Source organism: Pseudomonas allokribbensis (genome assembly GCF_014863605.1).
Taxonomy (GTDB): Bacteria; Pseudomonadota; Gammaproteobacteria; order Pseudomonadales; family Pseudomonadaceae; genus Aquipseudomonas; species Aquipseudomonas allokribbensis.
The window spans coordinates 1,389,866-1,411,704 of record NZ_CP062252.1 but is presented as its reverse complement, the minus strand read 5'-3'; the positions used below and the strand labels follow the sequence as shown (position 1 = coordinate 1,411,704).

19 protein-coding genes and 2 tRNA genes are annotated in these 21,839 nt (G+C 60.5%); 15 read left to right on the top strand and 6 right to left on the bottom strand.

Annotated elements, in window-relative coordinates:
- Positions 1 to 90: 90 nt before the first annotated feature.
- The 5 genes from IF199_RS06385 to IF199_RS06365 are packed head-to-tail and all read left to right on the top strand — an operon-like array spanning position 91 to position 4,274.
- A complete protein-coding gene (locus tag IF199_RS06385; RefSeq protein ID WP_096819543.1) occupies positions 91 to 873 on the top strand; it encodes a transporter substrate-binding domain-containing protein in 783 nt (260 codons plus the stop codon).
- Between the two features lie 56 nt (positions 874 to 929).
- Positions 930 to 1,658: an ABC transporter permease gene (locus IF199_RS06380; protein WP_096819544.1), complete on the top strand. Its 729-nt coding sequence runs from the start codon at positions 930 to 932 to the stop codon at positions 1,656 to 1,658.
- Entirely contained in the window at positions 1,655 to 2,365 is a 711-nt protein-coding gene (locus tag IF199_RS06375; protein ID WP_096819545.1) for an ABC transporter permease, read from the top strand. Before IF199_RS06380 ends, IF199_RS06375 begins: the two co-directional genes overlap by 4 nt.
- 12 nt (positions 2,366 to 2,377) lie before the next feature.
- On the top strand, positions 2,378 to 3,496 hold the full coding sequence (locus IF199_RS06370; protein ID WP_192559942.1) for a succinylglutamate desuccinylase/aspartoacylase family protein: 1,119 nt from the start codon (positions 2,378 to 2,380) through the stop codon (positions 3,494 to 3,496).
- Between the two features lie 13 nt (positions 3,497 to 3,509).
- Entirely contained in the window at positions 3,510 to 4,274 is a 765-nt protein-coding gene (locus IF199_RS06365) for an ABC transporter ATP-binding protein (protein WP_096819547.1), read from the top strand.
- 98 nt (positions 4,275 to 4,372) lie between these two features.
- Here the strand turns inward: IF199_RS06365 and IF199_RS06360 are convergent, their stop codons facing one another.
- Together IF199_RS06360 and dcd are read right to left on the bottom strand one after the other, a co-directional pair.
- A complete protein-coding gene (locus IF199_RS06360) occupies positions 4,373 to 4,582 on the bottom strand; it encodes a hypothetical protein (RefSeq protein WP_096819548.1) in 210 nt (69 codons plus the stop codon).
- A gap of 106 nt (positions 4,583 to 4,688) precedes the next feature.
- Positions 4,689 to 5,255: a dCTP deaminase gene (gene dcd, locus IF199_RS06355; RefSeq protein ID WP_007954988.1), complete on the bottom strand. Its 567-nt coding sequence runs from the start codon at positions 5,253 to 5,255 to the stop codon at positions 4,689 to 4,691.
- A 354-nt stretch (positions 5,256 to 5,609) separates the two neighbouring features.
- Here dcd and IF199_RS06350 point away from each other — a divergent pair, with 354 nt between their 5' ends.
- A complete protein-coding gene (locus IF199_RS06350; RefSeq protein ID WP_002554837.1) occupies positions 5,610 to 5,819 on the top strand; it encodes a cold-shock protein in 210 nt (69 codons plus the stop codon).
- Positions 5,820 to 5,942: 123 nt separating this feature from the next.
- Here the strand turns inward: IF199_RS06350 and IF199_RS06345 are convergent, their stop codons facing one another.
- Positions 5,943 to 6,950, bottom strand: a complete 1,008-nt coding sequence (locus tag IF199_RS06345) for a DUF481 domain-containing protein (RefSeq protein ID WP_192559941.1) — start codon at positions 6,948 to 6,950, stop codon at positions 5,943 to 5,945.
- Between the two features lie 135 nt (positions 6,951 to 7,085).
- Here IF199_RS06345 and IF199_RS06340 point away from each other — a divergent pair, with 135 nt between their 5' ends.
- From IF199_RS06340 to IF199_RS06325, 4 genes are all read left to right on the top strand, one after another.
- Positions 7,086 to 7,469, top strand: a complete 384-nt coding sequence (locus IF199_RS06340; protein ID WP_170929612.1) for an MGMT family protein — start codon at positions 7,086 to 7,088, stop codon at positions 7,467 to 7,469.
- A 43-nt stretch (positions 7,470 to 7,512) separates the two neighbouring features.
- Complete coding sequence (locus tag IF199_RS06335; protein WP_096819551.1) at positions 7,513 to 9,072, top strand: AmpG family muropeptide MFS transporter; 1,560 nt, start codon at positions 7,513 to 7,515, stop codon at positions 9,070 to 9,072.
- Between the two features lie 115 nt (positions 9,073 to 9,187).
- Positions 9,188 to 10,903 (top strand): proline--tRNA ligase, encoded by a 1,716-nt coding sequence (locus IF199_RS06330; protein ID WP_096819552.1) that lies wholly within the window; start codon positions 9,188 to 9,190, stop codon positions 10,901 to 10,903.
- Positions 10,904 to 10,920: 17 nt separating this feature from the next.
- Positions 10,921 to 11,874 carry a hypothetical protein gene (locus IF199_RS06325; RefSeq protein WP_192559940.1) on the top strand — a complete coding sequence of 318 codons (954 nt, stop codon included), beginning with the start codon at positions 10,921 to 10,923 and terminating at the stop codon, positions 11,872 to 11,874.
- A gap of 48 nt (positions 11,875 to 11,922) precedes the next feature.
- Here the strand turns inward: IF199_RS06325 and dinB are convergent, their stop codons facing one another.
- Positions 11,923 to 12,984, bottom strand: a complete 1,062-nt coding sequence (gene dinB, locus IF199_RS06320; protein ID WP_096819554.1) for a DNA polymerase IV — start codon at positions 12,982 to 12,984, stop codon at positions 11,923 to 11,925.
- Positions 12,985 to 13,264: 280 nt separating this feature from the next.
- Here dinB and IF199_RS06315 point away from each other — a divergent pair.
- The 4 genes from IF199_RS06315 (at position 13,265) to IF199_RS06300 (ending at position 17,839) form a co-directional block, all read left to right on the top strand.
- Positions 13,265 to 13,341, top strand: a tRNA-Met gene (locus tag IF199_RS06315).
- 210 nt (positions 13,342 to 13,551) lie between these two features.
- Positions 13,552 to 13,628: transfer RNA gene (locus tag IF199_RS06310), tRNA-Met, on the top strand.
- A gap of 279 nt (positions 13,629 to 13,907) precedes the next feature.
- Positions 13,908 to 16,547, top strand: a complete 2,640-nt coding sequence (gene mprF / locus IF199_RS06305; RefSeq protein ID WP_096819555.1) for a bifunctional lysylphosphatidylglycerol flippase/synthetase MprF — start codon at positions 13,908 to 13,910, stop codon at positions 16,545 to 16,547.
- Positions 16,547 to 17,839: a virulence factor family protein gene (locus IF199_RS06300; RefSeq protein ID WP_102621516.1), complete on the top strand. Its 1,293-nt coding sequence runs from the start codon at positions 16,547 to 16,549 to the stop codon at positions 17,837 to 17,839. Before mprF ends, IF199_RS06300 begins: the two co-directional genes overlap by 1 nt.
- Positions 17,840 to 17,927: 88 nt before the next feature.
- On the opposite strand, the gene IF199_RS06295 is transcribed toward IF199_RS06300, so the two are convergent.
- Positions 17,928 to 18,086 carry a hypothetical protein gene (locus tag IF199_RS06295; RefSeq protein WP_192559939.1) on the bottom strand — a complete coding sequence of 53 codons (159 nt, stop codon included), beginning with the start codon at positions 18,084 to 18,086 and terminating at the stop codon, positions 17,928 to 17,930.
- A gap of 151 nt (positions 18,087 to 18,237) precedes the next feature.
- Entirely contained in the window at positions 18,238 to 20,079 is a 1,842-nt protein-coding gene (locus tag IF199_RS06290) for a potassium transporter Kup (protein WP_371858323.1), read from the bottom strand.
- Positions 20,080 to 20,429: 350 nt separating this feature from the next.
- Here IF199_RS06290 and rimO point away from each other — a divergent pair, with 350 nt between their 5' ends.
- Positions 20,430 to 21,767 (top strand): 30S ribosomal protein S12 methylthiotransferase RimO, encoded by a 1,338-nt coding sequence (gene rimO / locus IF199_RS06285; RefSeq protein WP_096819558.1) that lies wholly within the window; start codon positions 20,430 to 20,432, stop codon positions 21,765 to 21,767.
- Positions 21,768 to 21,839 lie beyond the last annotated feature (72 nt).

Sequence of the window (21,839 nt, the reverse complement as noted above, 5' to 3'; positions counted from 1 at the left end):
CGGAAATTGCTACTTTCTATAAGTCGTAAGCGTTCCAGTAACAATAATTCTGCGCCACAAGCGCTCATATTGGTTCTTAGGGATTGAATAATGAAAAAAGCATTGCTGACCCTTTCTGCACTGGCGTTGTGCATGGCCGCCGGTTCCGCACTGGCCAAGGAATACAAAGAGCTGCGTTTTGGCGTTGACCCTTCCTACGCACCGTTCGAGTCGAAAGCGGCCGATGGCAGTCTGGTGGGCTTTGACATCGACCTGGGCAACGCGATCTGCGCCGAGCTGAAGGTCAAGTGCAAATGGGTCGAAAGCGACTTCGACGGCATGATTCCAGGCCTCAAGGCCAATAAATTCGACGGTGTGATCTCGTCGATGACCGTCACCGAAGCCCGCGAAAAAGTCATCGACTTCTCCAGCGAGCTGTTCTCCGGCCCGACTGCGTATGTGTCGAAGAAAGGTTCGGGCATCACCAACGACGTGGCCTCCCTGAAAGGCAAAACCGTCGGCTACGAGCAAGGCACCATTCAGGAAGCCTATGCCAAAGCCGTGCTGGACAAGGCCGGCGTGAAAACCCAGGCCTACGCCAACCAGGATCAGGTGTATTCCGACCTGACTTCCGGCCGTCTCGATGCGGGCATTCAGGACATGCTGCAGGCCGAACTGGGCTTTCTGAAGTCGCCACAGGGCGCCGAATACGCAGTCAGCGAGCCGGTTGACGCACCGTTGCTGCCAGCCAAAACCGCTGTCGGTATTAAGAAAGGTAACACCGAGCTGAAAGCGCTTTTGGATAAAGGTATCAAAGCGTTACACGACGACGGCAAATACGCCGAGATTCAAAAGAAACACTTTGGCGATCTGAATCTGTACAGCGGCAAATAATGCCCCGGCGCCCATCCTCGATGGGCGCCTTTTTCATTCAGTCAGGTTGCTGATTTATGTTCGAAAACCTCTTACAAAATCTGGGGCTCTCCGCCTTCAGCCTCAAGGGCTTCGGTCCTTTGCTGTTGGAAGGCACCTGGATGACCATCAAATTATCGGCGTTGTCGCTGCTGGTGGCCGTGTTGCTCGGCCTGCTCGGTGCCAGTGCCAAGCTGTCAAAAGTCAAACTGCTGCGCCTGCCTGCCCAGCTCTACACCACGCTGATTCGCGGGGTGCCGGACCTGGTGCTGATGTTGTTGATCTTCTACAGCCTGCAAACCTGGCTGACGACGCTCACCGACTACATGGAATGGGAATACATCGAAATCAATCCGTTCAGCGCTGGGGTCCTGACCCTGGGCTTTATCTACGGTGCGTATTTCACCGAAACCTTCCGTGGCGCGATCCTCGCCGTACCGCGTGGCCAGGTTGAAGCCGCCACTGCGTACGGGCTCAAGCGCGGACAGCGTTTTCGCTACGTGGTGTTCCCGCAAATGATGCGTTTCGCCCTGCCCGGCATCGGCAACAACTGGATGGTGATGCTCAAGGCCACCGCGCTGGTCTCGATCATCGGCCTGGCCGATCTGGTCAAGGCTGCCCAGGACGCCGGTAAAAGCAGCTATCAACTGTTCTTCTTTCTGGTACTCGCCGCCTTGATCTACCTGCTGATCACCAGTGTTTCCAACGTCATCCTGCGCTGGCTCGAACGCCGCTACGCCGCCGGTGCCCGGGAGGCCGTACGATGATCGAACTCCTGCAGGACTACTGGAAAGCCTTCCTTTATACCGACGGCCAGAACATCACCGGGCTGGCGATGACGATGTGGCTGCTCAGCGCTTCGATCTTCTTCGGTTTCATCGTGTCGATTCCGCTGTCGATCGCCCGTGTCTCGTCGCACTTCTACATCCGCTGGCCGGTGCAGTTCTACACCTACCTGTTCCGTGGCACGCCGCTCTATATCCAGCTGCTGATCTGCTACACCGGCATCTACAGCCTGGCCGCCGTGCGCGCCCAGCCGCTGCTCGACAGTTTCTTTCGCGATGCGATGAACTGCACGATCCTCGCCTTTGCCCTCAACACCTGCGCCTACACCACGGAGATCTTCGCCGGGGCCATCCGCAGCATGAACCACGGCGAAGTCGAAGCGGCCAAGGCCTACGGCCTGACCGGCTGGAAGCTGTATGCCTACGTGATCATGCCGTCGGCACTGCGTCGCTCGCTGCCGTACTACAGCAACGAAGTGATCCTGATGCTGCACTCGACCACCGTGGCCTTCACCGCGACCATCCCGGACATCCTGAAAGTCGCGCGGGACGCCAACTCGGCGACCTTCCTGACGTTCCAGTCGTTCGGCATCGCCGCGCTGATCTACCTGACCATCACCTTTGCGCTGGTCGGCCTGTTCCGCCTCGCCGAACGCCGATGGCTGGCCTTCCTCGGGCCGACTCACTAGGACCTCTCTGCAATGCGCCACCAGATACATGACCTGCTGGCCCCGCTGCCGGGGACCGCACGACAGATCCACAGCTTCCACTTCGGCCCGGACAGGGCCCAAGGCAAGATCTACATCCAGTCCTCGCTGCACGCCGACGAACTGCCCGGCATGCTCGTGGCCTGGCACCTCAAGCAGCGCCTGGCGGAGCTGGAAGCCGCCGGCCGCCTGCGCAGCGAAATCGTGCTGGTGCCGGTGGCCAACCCGGTCGGCCTCGAGCAAGTGCTGATGGACGTGCCACTGGGCCGTTACGAGCTGGAGAGCGGGCAGAACTTCAACCGCTGGTTCGTCGACCTCAGCGAAGAGATCGGCAACGAGATCGAATCGCAGCTCTGCGACGACCCGCAGCGCAACCTGGAACTGATCCGCACCAGCCTGCGCAACGCCCTCGCCCGCCACACCGCCACGACTCAGCTGCAATCCCAGCGCCTGACCCTGCAACGGCTGGCCTGTGACGCAGACATGGTGCTGGACCTGCACTGCGATTTCGAATCCGTCGTCCACCTTTACACCACGCCCGAGGCCTGGCCGCAGGTCGAGCCGCTGGCGCGCTACATCGAATCCCGGGCGAGCCTGCTGGCGACCGATTCCGGCGGCCAGTCGTTCGATGAGTGCTTCACCCTGCTGTGGTGGCAATTGAAGGAGCGCTTCGGCGAACACTTCGAGATTCCGCTTGGCAGTTTCTCGGTCACCGTCGAACTTCGCGGCCAGGGGGACGTCACCCATCCGCTGGCCAGCCGTGACTGTGAAGCCTTGCTCGATTACCTGATTCACTTCGGCGCCATCGCCGGCGAGCCGAAACCCCTGCCGGATCTGCCGCTCCCCGCCACGCCGCTGGCGGGTGTAGAGCCGGTCGTGACACCGTTCGGCGGGCTATTGGTGTACACAGCCACGCCCGGCCAGTACCTGGAAGCCGGGCAGAAAATCGCCGAAATCATTGACCCGATCACCGACCGGGTCACGCCAGTCCATTGCACCGCTTCCGGTCTTCTCTATGCCCGCTCGCTGCGGCGCATGGCGACGGCCGGCATGGTGATCGCCCACGTCGCGGGCGCCGAAGCCTATCGCAGCGGCTACTTACTTTCGCCTTGAGGATGCCTGTCCCATGTACAAACTGACCGTAGAAGGCCTGCACAAAAGCTATGGCGACCATCAGGTGCTCAAAGGCGTTTCGCTCAAGGCCAAGACCGGTGACGTGATCAGTCTGATCGGCGCCAGCGGCTCGGGCAAAAGCACCTTTTTGCGCTGCATCAACTTTCTCGAACAACCCAACGACGGCGCGATGAGCCTCGACGGCCAGGCGATCCGCATGGTCACCGACCGCCACGGCATGCACGTCGCCGACGCCAATGAACTGCAACGCCTGCGCACGCGGCTGGCGATGGTGTTCCAGCACTTCAACCTGTGGAGCCACATGACCGTGCTGGAGAACATCACCATGGCCCCGCGCCGGGTGCTGGGCTGCAGCAAACAGGAGGCCGACGACCGCGCCCGTCGTTATCTGGACAAGGTTGGCTTGCCGGCACGGGTGGCCGATCAGTACCCGGCCTTCCTGTCCGGCGGCCAGCAGCAACGGGTGGCCATTGCCCGCGCGTTGGCGATGGAGCCGGAAGTCATGCTGTTCGACGAGCCGACCTCGGCACTCGACCCGGAACTGGTCGGCGAAGTGCTGAAGGTGATTCAGGGCCTGGCCGAGGAAGGCCGGACCATGATCATGGTGACCCACGAGATGAGTTTTGCGCGCAAGGTGTCGAGCCAGGTGCTGTTCCTGCACCAAGGGCTGGTGGAAGAAGAAGGCGCGCCGGAGGAAGTGCTGGGTAATCCGAAGAGCGAACGCCTGAAGCAGTTTCTCAGCGGCAACCTCAAGTAAGCCCGCAGCCCTGCCGGCAGGGCCCCCATAACGAAATATGGCCCGTCGGCTGAAGTCTTTCAGGACATCAGCCGACGGGCCATGCATTCACTCACGGATCAGGCAACGGGCGCCGGTGGCGGTTTATCCGGCAACGTAGGCTCGCCGGGTTCGGTCGGCTCTTCGTTGGGGGTGTCGGGATCAGGCTGGTGAGGGATTCCGCCGGCCGTGGTGATGGGCGGGTGTGCCAACAACGACCAGGCCAATACGCCAACCTGATTGGGCTCGAGCCTTGCCAGTTCGGCAGTGATTTGCGGATCGATCTTCATGGAGCACTCCTCGGCGAAGGCCCGTTGCGCTGTTCGCGAAACGGGCAGTACACCCCATAGAGTGTCTACCCGCCGAAGAATTCCCGGTAACTGCCGGATGGACGGCTCAGGTGCGCGGCAGGGTCACGCCACGTTGGCCCTGGTACTTGCCGGCACGGTCCTTGTAGGAGACTTCGCATTCCTCGTCGGATTCGAGGAACAACATCTGCGCCACACCTTCATTGGCGTAGATCTTCGCCGGCAGGTTGGTGGTGTTCGAGAACTCCAGGGTCACCTGGCCTTCCCACTCAGGCTCGAGCGGGGTGACGTTGACGATGATGCCGCAACGGGCGTAGGTGCTTTTGCCCAGGCAGATGGTCAGGACATTGCGCGGAATACGGAAGTATTCAACGGTCGTGGCCAGGGCGAAGGAGTTCGGCGGGATGATGCAGACGTCACTGTGAACGTCGACGAAGCTGCCGGCGTCGAAGTTCTTCGGATCGACGATGGCCGAATTGATGTTGGTGAACACCTTGAAATGATTGGTGCAACGCACATCGTAGCCGTAGCTCGACACACCGTAGGAGATCACACGGCTGTCGTCGCTGCCGCGCACCTGGCGCTCGACGAACGGCTCGATCATGCCGTGTTCCTGCGCCATGCGGCGAATCCACTTGTCCGATTTGATGCTCATGGCGGGGTGTCCTGAATAGCGAGGTGGAAAAAATCTGTCCGGCATCTTACCGGGCGCGCCGCCGGGTTCAAAGTCCGGGCTGCAATTCTCGCCGAACATGCAGGAATTACACGGCCTGGCGACGAACCGTCACACCGCCGATCCTTAAAACGGAGAAACCTTCGCAAGAAGCATTGGCACGTTCCGGAAAAAGGGTTAAGGTGGCGCCACTGTGCTGCTTGTGTCACTGAGAATCTCTACACGATATGTTGAATTTCGATCCAACCATCTACAAGAATTTTTCCTGCTCTTTGCACTCAGTCTCGGCCAGGGTTCTTCCTGAGTCGCAGTTATCTTTGTTCAAGGAGTTACACCATGTCTAATCGCCAAACCGGTACCGTTAAGTGGTTCAACGATGAAAAAGGCTTCGGCTTCATCACTCCACAATCCGGTGACGACCTGTTCGTTCACTTCAAAGCTATCCAATCCGACGGCTTCAAAAGCCTGAAAGAAGGCCAACAGGTTTCTTTCATCGCTACCCGCGGTCAGAAAGGCATGCAAGCTGAAGAAGTACAAGTTATCTAACTTGTAGCTTCTTTAGTAAAAAGCCCCGCCCTTAAAAGCGGGGCTTTTTTGTGGGCGCCTGTTTTGTACCGACAAAAAAAATCGCAACCGGATGAGGGTTGCGATTCTTTTTTCTGGATGACCTTACCAGGCCACGCCAAACCCGGCGGTGTAGCGGGTCTTGTTCAGATCGGCATCCTTGGTACCACTGATGATGTCACGCTCGGCCTTGAGATTGAGCGAGGCCCAGTCCGTCACCTTGTAGCGCAGGCCCACTTCCGAATCCAGGGCATAGTTGGCGACGTCTGACAGTGGCTTGCCAATCTCGCCGGTGGTGAAGAACTGCACCTTCTTGCCGATCAGGTAGCGGTTGTAGTCCCACTTCATCGCGACGGAATAGAAGTTGTCCTTGCCGCCATCGCTGTACTCGTAGTCGGTGCGGTTGAGCAGCGAGCCGAGCGAGAACGCCCCCAGCTCGTCATCCCAGAACTGGTAGCCCGGACCGGTACCGACCACCCGCTGGCGTGACAGCTCTTCGACGTAATCACGCTTGTAGTTCAGACGCCCCTGCCAGAACCACTTATCAGTCAGGAAGCGGTCCAGGGCGTATTCGGCACGCCAGTTATTGGTGGTCACCACCTCATCCTGGACTTCGCGGTTGTACTCGCCCTCAGCGGTATGACGCCAACGGCCATGGCGCGCCGAGGTCTTGAAGCCGATGTCGTAGTCATTGGTGTCTTTTTCAGCACGCTGATAATCCAGGGCCAGGTCGACATTGCCCTTCCAGACGAGATCCTCGACCACAGGCTTGGGCTTGAGAATCTGCTGGATGCTCGCCAGCTCGACGGTTTTCGGCGCTTCACCGTTGGCCAGGGTGACCTTGCCGTCTTCGGCGGCGGTCAGCGACTTGGCTTTTTCGCCGCTGTACGCGTCCTGCTTGACCAGCAGTTCCTGATCACTTTCCAGCGTCTTCACCTGCTTCCAGTCGATGGTGACCGCACCGGCGTACTGGGTCTGGACCAGCAACTTGCCGCCGTCGAACAGGGTGATTTTGCCGCTCAGCTTGTCACCGTTCTTCAACCAGACGGTATCGGCAAGCAAGGGCGTGGACGCACTGAAGACAGCAAGGCACAGCAGGGTTCTGGACAACATAAGCGAATCGGGAGCTCAAGTTTGCGAAAAAAGGGTCGGCATTATCCGTAGGAATAATCCCCTGACAAGGAATGACTCGGCTATTTCTGTTGAGTTCATTTCTCAATTGCCCGATCACGGATTAACCTTTAACCCATGAATCGACCCTGTTCAGGAACGGCGCACGTGACAGACCCGATACAAGCCTGCGAAAACGATCCGCAAATCCGACGCACGGCACTCTACTCGACCCTTGCCCAAGTACCTGAGGGCAAGGTCGTCAGCTATGGTCAGTTGGCTGAACTCGCCGGGTTGGGGCGCGCCGCCCGCTGGGTCGGCCGCACCCTGAGCCAATTACCCGGCGACACGAAGCTGCCCTGGCACCGGGTACTCGGTGCCGGCGGTCGGATCAGCCTGCCGGTGGGCAGCCCTTCCGGAGATGAGCAACGGGCACGATTGCGTATGGAAGGCGTTACCATCCTGAACAATCGTGTGGATATTCGGCGTCATGGCTGGCGTCCGGTAGAGCACAGCGGTTAGAGTGCGCGCTTTGTTTTCGCAATCTTGAGGCAGACTTCAGCCCATGCCCCGTAAAACCTGGCGCGCCGCGCTCGCCGCCTATGCCAGTCCTTCGACGCTCGTGCTGTTGTTGCTGGGTTTCGCCGCCGGCCTGCCGTACATGCTGGTGTTCTCGACACTTTCGGTCTGGCTGCGTGAAGCCGGTGTAGCCCGTGAGACGATCGGCTATGCCAGTCTGATCGGTCTGGCTTATGCCTTCAAATGGGTCTGGTCACCGCTGCTCGATCAATGGCGCCTGCCGTTGCTCGGCAAGCTGGGTCGACGCCGTTCGTGGCTGGTGCTTTCGCAATCGCTGGTGATCCTCGGCTTGATCGGCATGGGCTTCTGCGACCCGCAGAAACACCTGTCCTGGCTGATCGCCATCGCCGTGATCGTCGCCTTCGCCTCCGCCACCCAGGACATCGCCGTCGACGCCTATCGCCTGGAAATCGCCGAAGACAACCGCCAGGCCGCGCTGGCCGCCAGTTATATGTCCGGCTATCGGGTCGCTGCCCTGCTCGCGACCGCCGGCGCCCTGTTCTTCGCTGAGGGCTTCGGCTCCACCGGGTTCAACTATCAGCATTCCGCCTGGACCGGCACCTACGTGCTGTTCGGCGCATTGATGGTCCCTGCCCTGCTCACCACACTGCTGATGCGCGAGCCACCCGTGCCGTTGCGCACCCAGTTGCAGGCCGGGCGCTATACCTTCATGCATCAACTGATGTCGGTGTTCGTGCTGATCGTCCTGCTGGTCTCCGTACCGGCCATGTTCACCCAGCTCTACAACACCGATTTCGCCAGCGTGCTGTTCGGCACCATGAGCCCGCTGGACCTGCTGCTGGAAGACCGGGCTTTCCTGCGCGCCATCCTCTATACCCTGCTGACCGGCCTGTGCCTTTCGACCATGGGTCGCCGTGGCCTCGCGCCGGTGCTGACCCCGGTCAACGACTTCATCCTGCGCTACCGCTGGCAGGCCCTGCTGTTGCTGGGCTTGATCGCCACCTATCGGATGTCGGATACGGTCATGGGCGTCATGGCCAACGTGTTCTATATCGATCAGGGTTTCACCAAGGACCAGATCGCCAGCGTCAGCAAGATCTTCGGCCTGATCATGACGCTGGTCGGTGCAGGCATGGGCGGCCTTTTGATCGTGCGCTTCGGCATCCTGCCGATTTTGTTCATTGGCGGCGCGGCATCGGCAGGCACCAACCTGTTGTTCGTGATGCTGGCCGACATGGGCCCGAACCTGAAGATGCTGATCGTGACCATCTCCCTCGACAACTTCAGTTCGGGCATGGCCACGTCGGCGTTCGTCGCTTACCTGTCCAGCCTGACCAACCTGAAATTCTCCGCCACCCAGTACGCCCTGCTCAGCTCGATCATGCTGTTGCTGCCTCGCCTCATCGGCGGCTACTCCGGGGTGATGGTGGAGAAGTTCGGCTATCACAACTTCTTCATGATCACCGCACTACTGGGTGTCCCGACGCTCGTGTTGATCGCCTTGCACTGGTTCCAGGAGAGCCGCCGCGAAGGCCCGACGCCGACACCGGAACCCGTGCCGACGCCGGTCGCCGAAGAATCGTAAGACATCTCGCACCCGGCGGGAGGGTTCCCGCCGGGCCTGCACTTCTGTACGTCGGCAGCTCTCGCCGGTACACTGCTCCGTCATTTCCAGTCATAGCAACCGACAACGGCCAACCATGCGCACCAGTCAATTTTTGCTCGCCACACAGAAAGAAACGCCTTCCGACGCGGTCGTGATCAGCCATCAGCTGATGCTGCGCGCCGGCATGATCCGCAAACTCGCCTCGGGCCTGTACACCTGGCTGCCGATGGGCTTGCGGGTTATGCGCAAGGTAGAAGCCATCGTTCGCGAAGAGATGAACGCCGCCGGCTCTCTGGAAGTGTTGATGCCGAGCACCCAACCGGCCGAGCTGTGGCAGGAATCGGGTCGCTGGGAAGAATACGGTCCTGAGTTGCTGCGTTTCAAAGACCGTCACGGTCGCGATTTCTGCGCGGGCCCGACCCACGAAGAAGTGATCACCGATCTGATGCGCAACGAGTTGAGCAGCTACAAGCAGTTGCCAATCAACCTGTACCAGATCCAGACCAAGTTCCGTGACGAAATCCGCCCACGCTTCGGTTTGATGCGCGGCCGTGAATTCATCATGAAGGACGCCTACTCGTTCCACGCCGACCAGGCGTCGCTGCAGGTCACTTATGACCGCATGCACGAAGCGTACTGCAACGTGTTCACACGCCTTGGCCTGAAATTCCGCCCGGTTGAAGCCGACAACGGCTCCATCGGTGGCGCCGGTTCCCACGAGTTCCACGTGCTGGCCGAGTCCGGTGAAGACGATATCGCCTTCAGCAACGGCTCCGACTACGCCGCGAACATCGAGAAAGCCGAAGCCGTACCGCGTGAAACTTCCCGCGCTGCGCCGGCCGAAGAACTGCGTCTGGTTGATACCCCGGACACCAAGACCATCGCGGCCCTGGTGGAGAAATTCAGTCTGCCGATTGAAAAGACCATCAAGACCTTGATCGTGCACGCCGAAGAAGAAGGCAAGCTGATCGCCCTGGTCATCCGTGGCGACCACGAACTCAACGAAATCAAGGCTGCCCAGCAACCTGGCGTCGCCAGCCCGCTGGTCATGGCGTCCGATGCTGAACTGCGTGACGCCATCGGCGCCGGCGCCGGTTCTCTCGGCCCGCTGAACCTGCCGCTGCCGATCATCATCGACCGTTCGGTCGAGCTGATGAGCGACTTCGGCATCGGTGCCAACATCGACGACAAGCACTACTTCGGCGTGAACTGGGAGCGTGACCTGCCGGTTCCGACCGTGGCCGACCTGCGTAACGTCGTGGCCGGCGACCCAAGCCCGGACGGCAAGGGCACTCTGGACATCGCACGTGGCATCGAAGTCGGGCACATCTTCCAGCTGGGCAACAAGTACAGCAAGGCGATGAAGTGCGAAGTGCTGGGCGAGAACGGCAAGCCTGTGACCCTGGAAATGGGTTGCTACGGCATTGGCGTGTCCCGCGTGGTGGCGGCGGCCATCGAGCAGAACAACGACGAAAACGGCATCATCTGGAGCGACACCCTGGCGCCGTTCCAGATCGCCCTGGTACCTCTGCGCTATGAAACCGAGCAGGTGCGCGAAGCCACTGACAAGCTATACGCGGAACTGACCGCGGCCGGCTTCGAAGTGCTGTTGGACGATCGCGACAAGAAAACCAGCCCGGGCATCAAGTTCGCGGACATGGAGCTGATCGGCATTCCACACCGGATCGTGGTCAGCGACCGCGGTCTCGCCGAAGGCAACCTGGAATACAAGAGCCGTACCGAAGGCCAGGCGCAAGCGCTGCCGGTTGCCGACGTGCTGTCCTTCCTTCAGGCCCGTATCCGCCGCTGAAACCAGATAGAGACCTCATGTTCAAGCGAAACACCTTAGGCCTCGGAGGCGCCACCTTGTGTGGCGCCCTGCTGGTCAGCGGCTGTGCCAATCACATGTCACAGCGCAGCGAGCACGAAGAGCGGGTCGAGCGAAAGCTGCTCGATCACAGCCTGCAGATCGATGTCGGTGAGCCTAAGGTGCTCGAGCTGCCGCAACGACGCGTGAAGATCAACGAGCAGAAAACCTTCGAAGTCACCGAGTTCGAAGTCACCCGTCGTTATGACCGCTACACGCCTTACCAACCCTGGCGCGAAATCTACGAGATTCCGCTGGGTGCAGTGGCGGTGGTGGCCGGTGTCGGCGCGAATGTGGTCAACGTGTTCGCCCTCGGCACCCTGCCGGACAGCGTGACCAAGGACTGGCTGAGCTACGGATTCGCCGGGCTCAATCCGTTCATGAACGTGCAGTCCCATGGTCGTGCACAGCAGAACCTGGCCGGTATCGATGAAGTCCAGCGCGACAAGCGCATGGAGTATTCGAGCCTGCCGTGGAGCGAGCGCCCGGTGCAGGTCAAGGCCGGCAAGCAGACCTTCGACATGACCACCGACCGTAACGGTGTGTTGCGCCTGAACCTGCTGGACAGTCCGTTCGCCGAGAACGATCTGAATCATGTGGGCAAACTGCAGATCAGCGTCGAAGACGCCAAGGATGACGTGCATTCCGACTCGTCCCTGACAATCTGCAGTCACCTGCGCGGCAAATTGCTGGAAGCACACGGGCTGATTTACGACGATCTGGAAGACGACGAAGTGAGCCAGTGGGTCCACCGGGTCAAGCGTCTGTCGGAACTGGGTCTTGAAGAAGAAGCCAGTGAGCTGGAGCAAAGCCTGATCGAGTTGACGCGTAACGATCCCGAGTTGCAGGCTGAGTTTCTCAAGTCTCTGACCAAGGATGCCGGGCGACTGGTGGCGGATCCAGGTCCGAACTGAAAGCCGCTTTAAAGGAGCCCGAACCTGTTTCGGGCTTTTTTATGCGCGCTACCGCTCAAACAACTCCATTTGTTCAAAGCCGCCGCGCAAATCCTCCAGCCGCACGCCCACCCCAAGCAGCCGCACCGGTTTGCCACCGCGATTGAACGCCTGCGTCAGCATCAATTGGTAACTGCCCAGATCCCGCCCTGCCCCGGCCTGTTCCAGTGTGGTCTGGGTGAAATCGTGAAACTTCACTTTGACGAACGGCTTACCCGGCCGGTAACTGCTGTCGATCCGCGCCATACGGGTTTTCAGGGTTTCCAGCAGTTCAGGGAGCTTGTCCAGGCAACTGCGCAGATCCGGCAGATCCACGTCGTAGGTGTTTTCCACGCTGATTGACTGACGACGACTGTCGTTATGCACCTGACGGTCATCTATCCCACGCGCCAGGCTCCACATCCGTTCGCCAAAACTGCCGAATTCACGTACCAGTGCCAGCTTGTCCCACTCGCGCAATTGCAGACAGTCGTTGATACCGAGCTTGCCCAGCTTGTCGGCGGTGACTTTGCCGACACCGTGCAACTTGCTCACCGGCAGACCGCTGACGAAGTCTTCGACCTGGTCCGGGGTGATGACAAACAGGCCGTTGGGTTTTTTCCAGTCGCTGGCGATCTTGGCCAGAAACTTGTTCGGCGCGACGCCGGCCGAGACCGTGATGTGCAATTGATTGGAAACCCGGCGCCGAATGTCCTGGGCGATTCGCGTGGCGCTGCCACCGAAATGCGCGCTGTCCGAGACATCCAGGTAGGCCTCGTCCAGCGACAGCGGCTCGATCAGGTCGGTGTAATCGCGAAAGATCGTATGAATTTCCTTCGACGCCTCGCGATAGGCATCCATCCGCGGCTTGACGATGGTCAGGTCCGGGCACAGTTTCAAGGCATGCCCGGAAGACATCGCCGAACGAACGCCGTAAGCCCTCGCCTCATAGTTGCAGGTGGCGATCACCCCGCGTCGGTCCGCCGAACCACCGACCGCCAACGGCTTGCCGGCCAGACGCGGATCGTCCCGCATCTCGATGGCGGCGTAGAAACAGTCACAGTCGACGTGGATGATTTTTCGCTGAGTCATGGCAGAAAAGGAAACGTGGCAAGCCGGATCGGCAGTATCTCACTGACACCTGTATATAGCACCAGTGGTATGAAGCTTCTTTTCCAGCGGTAGGAAACTTCCCTTGAATTTATTTTCTCAATCGAAATCAACCCACCAATAGAGCTGAAACCCTTGCCCTGCCTGACTCGCGGCCCCATCAGCCCTACCAAAAAGTCGCTAACCAATTGAACCAGAACAGATTTTATCCGGATTGAAGGTTGACACCCCGGCGTTCCTCTGTAGAATGCCGACACACAGACGCGGGATGGAGCAGTCTGGTAGCTCGTCGGGCTCATAACCCGAAGGTCGTCGGTTCAAATCCGGCTCCCGCAACCAAACATCAAAAAAGGCTACTCGAAAGAGTGGCCTTTTTTGTGCGCGTCTGTTTTTCATTCGGGTAACCTTCCGGGCCAAACAGGAATCCTTTGCAATTCCGAAACTTACCGCCCTCCTGCGACGGATTGACGCGATTTCACGCATATTTGACCCTTCGCGGGATTAACGGTTGACACCCCGCCGTTCGCCTGTAGAATGCCGCCACACAGACGCGGGATGGAGCAGTCTGGTAGCTCGTCGGGCTCATAACCCGAAGGTCGTCGGTTCAAATCCGGCTCCCGCAACCAAACATCAAAAAAGGCTGCTCGAAAGAGTGGCCTTTTTTGTATCTGTGGAAAAAGTCCTTTCGCAACAATGATCTGTCACTGTGCAGTGAACCGCTCAGGATCTTCAGACCCGCCGAGTTGCGACTATGCTTGAGTCGCGGGCAAGACGTCTGCAATCCGAGACCTGCCCTCGCCGATACCCGACGAGAGGCGTAGTATTTTGTGATTATTTTTTTCTACAGGGATTGGTAACTTGGCTGGATACCCCCATCCTGTCGCGCACAATCCAAGAGGTGATTGATGCGCGCCAACTCGTCTGATCCACAAGACACCCTCACCGTGAATCCACCGATCAAGCCTGAGCGCATGCGCTTGCTGGATCGAATCAGCAAATACCGGCAACCGATTGGTCTGGCGGTCACTTTGCTGTTGTTCGCTATCGCGCTGATTGCCTGTCGCCATCTGCTCAGCGAACTCGACCTCTATGCCTTGCACGACTCGATTCTCGATGTACCGAAGCCCGCCCTGCTTGGCGCTTTTGGCGCGACTGTTGTCGGCTTCATCATTCTGCTGGGCTACGAATGGTCGGCCAGCCGCTATGCCGGCGTAACCATCCCGCCACGCACGCTCGCGCTCGGAGGCTTCACTGCTTTCGCGATCGGCAACGCCATCGGCTTGTCGATGCTGTCCGGCGGTTCGGTGCGCTACCGTTTATATGCACGACTTGGCCTGGGCGCTTCGGAAGTGGCGCACATGACCCTGTTCGCCAGCCTGTCGCTGGGCTGTGCCCTGCCGCCGCTGGCAGCGCTGGCGACCCTGAGTGACCTGCCGGCCGCCTCCCAGGCCCTGGGCCTGTCCGAGGGTCTGCTGGCCACGATTGCCTCTGCCGTGTTGTTGCTCGGCGCGATTCTGGCCATCGGCATCTACCGTCGGCGCCTGCCGGAGCAGCCTTACCGTGACAACCTGCTGGTCAAGGTCGGGCGCCGCACCCTGCGCCTGCCGGGTCGACGCCTGACGTTCCTGCAACTGGTCATCACCGCTCTCGATGTGGCCGCTGCCGCCACCGTGCTTTACCTGCTGCTGCCGGAAGCTCCGCCATTCGGCGCATTCCTGCTGGTGTACCTGCTGGCCCTGGCTGCCGGCGTCCTCAGCCATGTACCGGGCGGGGTCGGTGTCTTCGAAGCCATCCTGCTGGCGGCGTTCGCCGACAAGCTCGGCGCAGCGCCACTGGCCGCCGCCCTGCTGTTGTATCGCATGATCTACGTGGTGCTGCCATTGCTGGTGGCCTGCGTGCTGCTGCTGATCAACGAAGGTCAGCGCCTGTTCCAGACCCAGACCATGCGCGCCGCCTCCGGTCTCGCCGCACCGATCCTTGCGGTACTGGTGTTTCTTTCCGGCGTAGTGCTGCTGTTTTCCGGCGCGACACCTGAAATCGATACGCGCCTGGAACACATCGCTTACCTGATCCCTCATCGCCTGGTCGATGCCTCGCACTTCGGCGCCAGCCTGATCGGCGTGCTGTGCCTGATGCTCGCCCAGGGCCTGCGTCGCCGACTGTCGGCGGCATGGATGCTGACCACCATTCTGCTGCTGGTGGGCGCCCTGCTCTCGCTGCTCAAGGGTTTCGACTGGGAAGAAGCCACGCTGATGACCCTCACCGCCGCACTGCTGGGGGTGTTCCGTCGCTCGTTCTATCGCCCTAGTCGCCTGACCGAAGTGCCGTTTTCGCCGCTGTATCTGGTGGCGAGCCTGTGTGTACTCGGTGCCTCGACCTGGCTGTTGCTGTTCGCTTATCAGGACGTACCGTACAGCCATCAATTGTGGTGGCAGTTCACCCTCGACGCCGACGCCCCGCGCGGTCTGCGTTCGTTGCTCGGCGCCGCGGTGCTGTTGCTGGTGATCGCCCTGACCTGGCTGCTGCGCACCGCACGTCCGGTGATTCATCTGCCGACGCCCGATGAACTGGAGCGCGCCACGAAGATCCTGATGGCCTCCTCGCAACCGGATGGCGGCCTCGCCCTGACCGGTGACAAGGCGATGCTGTTCCACCCCAACGACGAAGCCTTCCTGATGTACGCGCGTCGCGGCCGCAGCCTGGTGGCGCTGTACGACCCGATCGGTCCTGGCCAGCAGCGGGCGGAAATGATCTGGCAGTTCCGCGACCTGTGCGACATCCACCACGCCCGTCCCGTGTTCTATCAAGTGCGCGCCGAGAACCTGCCGTACTACATGGACATCGGCCTGACCGCGATCAAGCTCGGCGAAGAAGCCCGGGTCGACCTGCATCGCTTTGACCTGGAAGCCAAGGGCAAAGAGATGAAGGACCTGCGTTACACCTGGAACCGCGGCACCCGCGACGGTCTGTCGTTGGAGATCTTTGAGCCGGGCCAGGCGCCGATGGATGAGCTCAAGGTGATTTCCGATGCCTGGCTGACCGGCAAGAACGTGCGCGAGAAAGGCTTCTCCCTCGGCCGTTTCAGCGACGATTACCTGAAGCATTTCCGCATCGCGGTGATTCGCTTCGAAGGCCGTCCGGTGGCGTTCGCCAACCTGCTCGAGACTTACAGCCATGACCTGGCCAGTCTCGATCTGATGCGCTCGCACCCGGACGCCCCCAAGTTGACCATGGAGTTTCTGATGGTCGGCCTGATTCAACACTATAAGAGTCACGGATACGCGCGCTTCAGCCTGGGCATGGTGCCGTTGTCGGGGTTGCAACCCCGGCGTGGTGCACCGCTGACCCAGCGTCTGGGCTCGATGGTTTTCCGCCGTGGTGAGCAGTTGTACAACTTCCAAGGCTTGCGCCGCTTCAAAGACAAGTTCCAGCCTGACTGGGAACCCCGTTATATGGCGGTGCCCGCCGGACTCGATCCGCTGGTGGCACTGGCCGATACTGCTGCCCTGATCGCGGGCGGCTTGACTGGATTGGTGAAACGCTGATGATTCAACGCTCCCTGAAGTACATCCTGGCCGCACTGATCGTGCTGGCCGTGATTGCCGGCGGCGGTTACTGGTACCTCAAACGCCCGGCACCGGAACCGACCCTCGAACAGCTCACGCCGGCTGACGGCACCGTCATGACCCGGGTCATCCCCGGCACCAAGCCCAAGGCCCAGGTGTTGGTGGCGGTCGAGGACGACAAGAAACTCTCCGACAATCAGTTGACCACTCTGAGCCGCAGCGCCTCGGCGCAGATCGTTCAGGTGATTCTGCCCAAGGACTGCCTGCTGCAAAGCCGCGCACTGCAAAGCGGTCTGCGCGAACTGAACGGCCCGGCGACCCTGGTCAGCGGCATCGGCCCTGGCGCGGTACTGGCCTGGCGCTGGCTGTCCGAACAGAAGGACGACAAGGCCCAGGCCGTGTCGGTCGACCTGGCGCTGGAAAAAGGCGGCTGCACCCACCTGCTGCCGAAATCCGCCGCCCACGGCCACTGGCTGGTGGCCTGGAACGACAACCCGGACGACACCAGCGCCGGTTTCGTGCGCGATCAACCGAACGCCGAAACCAGCATCAGCGACTACGACATCAACCTGCCGCAAGTGCTGAACAACGAACTGCGCAAGATCCTCGTCGGTGGCGACAAAGCCGCTGGCGGTCTGCAAATCCCGGTCGTGGAAGTCCCGGCCGGCCAGGCCAAGGACACCGTGACCCTGTTCCTGTCCGGTGACGGCGGCTGGCGTGACCTCGACCGCGACGTGGCCGGTGAAATGGCCAAGATCGGCTATCCGGTCGTCGGCATCGACACCCTGCGTTACTACTGGCAGCACAAGAGCCCGGAACAGAGCGCGCTCGACCTGACCGAACTGATGCAGCACTACCGCCAGAAATGGGGCACCAAACGCTTCATCCTGACCGGTTACTCGTTCGGTGCCGACGTCCTGCCGGCCATCTACAACCGCCTGCCGGACACCGAGCAGCAGCGCATCGACGCAATCATCCTGCTGGCCTTCGCCCGCACCGGCAGCTTCGAAATCGAAGTCGAAGGCTGGCTCGGCAACGCCGGCAAAGAAGCCGCCACCGGCCCGGAAATGGCCAAACTGCCACCGGCCAAGGTCGTGTGCATCTACGGCGAAGAAGAGACGGATGAAAGCGGCTGCACCGACAAGACCGCGGTGGGCGAAGCGGTGAAGCTGCCTGGCGGCCACCACTTCGACGAGAACTACCCGGCGCTGGCCAAGCGCCTGGTGGATCTGATCGAGAAGCGTCAGACCAAGGATCAGCCGGCAGAGTGATCTGAAGCGCTCCAACGAAAAGCCCCCGCAACCTCAGGGTTGCGGGGGCTTTTTCATTCCCGTAGTCACAAAGAGAACTACGCGGGATTCAATTAACTGTCAGCTCATCCTGCCAGTACCTTGCCCGCATGTCGTCATGACTGATCGCTTGAGCCGGATCGAAATTGATCAGTCGTGCTTTTACTACCGCTTCAATCCGAAGATTCTCAAGTTCATCCAGCATCTCTTGTTCCGGTAATTCCGTCATACAAACCGACCTCGCGCACCGTAATGACTCCGTGAGAACTAGCCTACCAGCTCCCATAGTGGATTGGCGCCTGGAACAGGTTTCGTACAGCGACACAAAAAAGCCCCCGCCAGCCACAAGACTGAGGGGGGCTTTTCAGTTGAGACGGTCGCTACATCTCCACCTGCGTCCCCAACTCAATCACCCGGTTCAGCGGCAGATTGAAGAACCGCAGGTTCCCGTTGGCGTTCTTCAACATGAACGCAAACAGCGCTTCACGCCAACGGGCCATGCCTTCGAGTTTCGAGGCAATCACCGTTTCGCGGCTGAGGAAGTAGGTGGTGCGCATCGGGCTGAAGTCCAGGTCATCCAGATGGCAGAGTTTCAGCGCCTGCGGCACGTCCGGCTCGTCGGTGAAGCCGAAGTGCAGGATCACCCGGAAGAAGCCTTCGCCGTGGGCTTCGACTTCGAAGCGTCGGGATGGCGGGACGCGCGGGATGTCTTCGTAGACCACGGTCAGCAGCACTACTTGCTCGTGCAAGACCTGGTTGTGCAGCAGGTTGTGCAACAGCGCATGCGGGACAGCGTCGGAGCGTGCAGTCAGGAACACGGCGGTGCCCTGCACGCGGTGTGGCGGCTGGACGCGGATGCTGCTGATGAAGATCGGCAGCGGCAGCGCGCCTTCGTCCAGGCGCTCGACCAGCAATTGCTTGCCGCGCTTCCAGGTGGTCATCAGCACGAACAGCGCGATACCGGCGATCACCGGGAACGCACCGCCCTGCACGATCTTCGGCACGTTGGCAGCGAAGTACAGACCGTCCACCAGCAGGAAGCCGATCAGCACCGGCACGGCCAGCACCGGCGGCCATTTCCACAGCAGCAGCATGACCGCCGACACCAGAATCGTGGTCATCAGCATGGTCCCGGTCACCGCCACACCGTAGGCCGAGGCCAGAGCGCCGGAGGACTCGAAACCGATCACCAGCAAGACCACGCCGACCATCAGCGACCAGTTCACGGCACCGATGTAGATCTGGCCCTGCTCATCGCTGGAGGTGTGCTGGATGTACATGCGCGGGATGTAACCGAGCTGGATCGCCTGACGGGTCAGGGAGAACGCGCCGGAGATCACCGCTTGCGAGGCGATCACCGTGGCCAGGGTCGACAGACCGACCAGCGGAATCAGCGCCCAGCTTGGCGCCAGCAGGTAGAACGGGTTGCGCGCCGCTTCCGGGTTGTCCAGCAGCAAGGCGCCCTGACCGAAGTAGTTGAGCACCAGCGCCGGCAGCACCAGCAGGAACCACGCGCGGGCAATCGGCTTGCGACCGAAGTGGCCCATGTCGGCGTACAGCGCTTCGGCACCGGTCAGCGCCAGCACCACGGCGCCGAGGATCGCCACGCCCATGCCGGCATGCACCATGAAGAAACGCACGGCCCAGATCGGGTTCAGCGCCTTCAGCACTTCCGGGGAGTGGCTGATGCCGTACACGCCGAGGGCGCCGAGCACCAGAAACCAGGTGACCATGATCGGCCCGAAGAGGATGCCGATCCGCGCTGTACCGTGACGCTGGATCAGGAACAGACCCACCAGCACCACCAGCGACAATGGCACGACCCAATGGTCGATCCCGTCAAACGCCAGGCCCAGGCCTTCGATGGCCGAGAGTACGGAGATCGCCGGGGTGATCATGCTGTCGCCGTAGAACAGCGCCGCACCGATCAAGCCGCAGACCACCAGCAGCGAACGCAACTTCCTGCGCTCCCCCGCTGCTCGTCGCGCCAGCGCGGTCAGTGCCATGATCCCGCCTTCGCCCTGGTTGTCGGCACGCAGGACGAACATCATGTACTTGATCGACACGACCCAGATCAGCGACCAGAAGATCAGCGACAGAATGCCCAGCACTCCGTCGTGATTGACCGGTACGCCGTAACCGCCGGAAAACACTTCTTTGAGGGTGTACAACGGGCTCGTGCCGATGTCGCCGTAAACTACCCCGACCGCCGCGACCAGCATACTCAGCGGCTTGGTGGCCGAACCCTCGGCGCCTGCCGCGTGACTACTTGCCTGACCCATCCAACACTCCTGATTTCCAGACCGGCTTCTTTGAACGAAGCACTATGCTTTTTGATGCAGCATGCGCTGTTTTACCTGTTGTTACAGTCGTTTTGTTGACTGTAAAAAATTGGTAAAGCGTCTTGGCGCGAAGCATAGCGCAGCACTCGTCGCATTTCCCTGCATAAAGCTGGTCAAGTGCGCTGCTCGCCGCTAGAATTGCGCACTTTTTGATCAGAGGCGCAGCCTAAGCGCCCGTCCGTCGGCTTTTCGCATCAGGAAAGCGGCGTCACAAAACACCGAGGTTAGACATGTCCACCACTCCTGCGCCGGCCAATCCAAAGGTTGGCTTCGTATCTCTGGGTTGCCCGAAAGCACTGGTCGACTCCGAGCGCATCCTGACCCAGCTGCGCATGGAAGGCTATGACGTGGTGTCCACCTATCAGGACGCCGACGTGGTCGTGGTCAACACCTGTGGCTTCATCGACTCGGCCAAGGCCGAATCGCTGGAAGTCATCGGCGAAGCGATCAAGGAAAACGGCAAGGTCATCGTGACCGGCTGCATGGGCGTGGAAGAAGGCAACATCCGTGACGTGCACCCGAGCGTGCTGGCCGTCACCGGTCCGCAGCAGTACGAGCAAGTGGTCAACGCCGTGCACGAAGTCGTGCCGCCACGTCAGGATCACAACCCGCTGATCGACCTGGTGCCGCCGCAAGGCATCAAGCTGACCCCGCGCCACTACGCGTACCTGAAGATTTCCGAAGGCTGCAACCATAGCTGCAGCTTCTGCATCATCCCGTCGATGCGCGGCAAACTGGTCAGCCGCCCGGTTGGCGACGTGCTCGACGAAGCCCAGCGTCTGGTCAAATCCGGCGTCAAAGAGCTGCTGGTGATTTCCCAGGACACCAGCGCCTACGGCGTTGACGTCAAGTACCGCACCGGTTTCTGGAACGGCGCGCCGGTGAAAACCCGCATGACCGAACTGTGCGAAGCGCTGAGCACCCTCGGCGTCTGGGTCCGTCTGCACTACGTTTACCCGTACCCGCACGTCGACGAGCTGATCCCGCTGATGGCCGCCGGCAAGATCCTGCCGTACCTGGACATCCCGTTCCAGCACGCCAGCCCGAAAGTCCTGAAATCGATGAAACGCCCGGCGTTCGAAGACAAGACCCTGGCACGGATCAAGAACTGGCGCGAAATCTGCCCGGACCTGATCATCCGTTCGACTTTCATCGTCGGCTTCCCCGGCGAAACCGAAGAAGACTTCCAGTACCTGCTGGATTGGCTGACCGAAGCCCAGCTCGACCGCGTCGGCTGCTTCCAGTACTCGCCGGTCGAAGGCGCGCCGGCCAATGACCTGAACCTCGATATCGTTCCGGACGACGTCAAGCAGGATCGCTGGGAACGCTTCATGGCGCACCAGCAGGAAATCAGCTCGGCCCGTCTGCAAATGCGCATCGGCCGTGAAATCGAAGTGCTGGTGGACGAAGTCGACGAGCAAGGCGCGGTCGGCCGCTGCTTCTTCGACGCCCCGGAAATCGACGGCAACGTGTTCATCGACAACGGCAGCAACCTCAAGCCGGGCGACAAGGTCTGGTGCAAAGTGACCGACGCCGACGAATACGACCTCTGGGCCGAACAGATCTAAACGCGAAAAATACGAAAAGCCCCGCTCTCTTTTACGAGATGCGGGGCTTTTTTACGGCTATCGTTTGTGGGG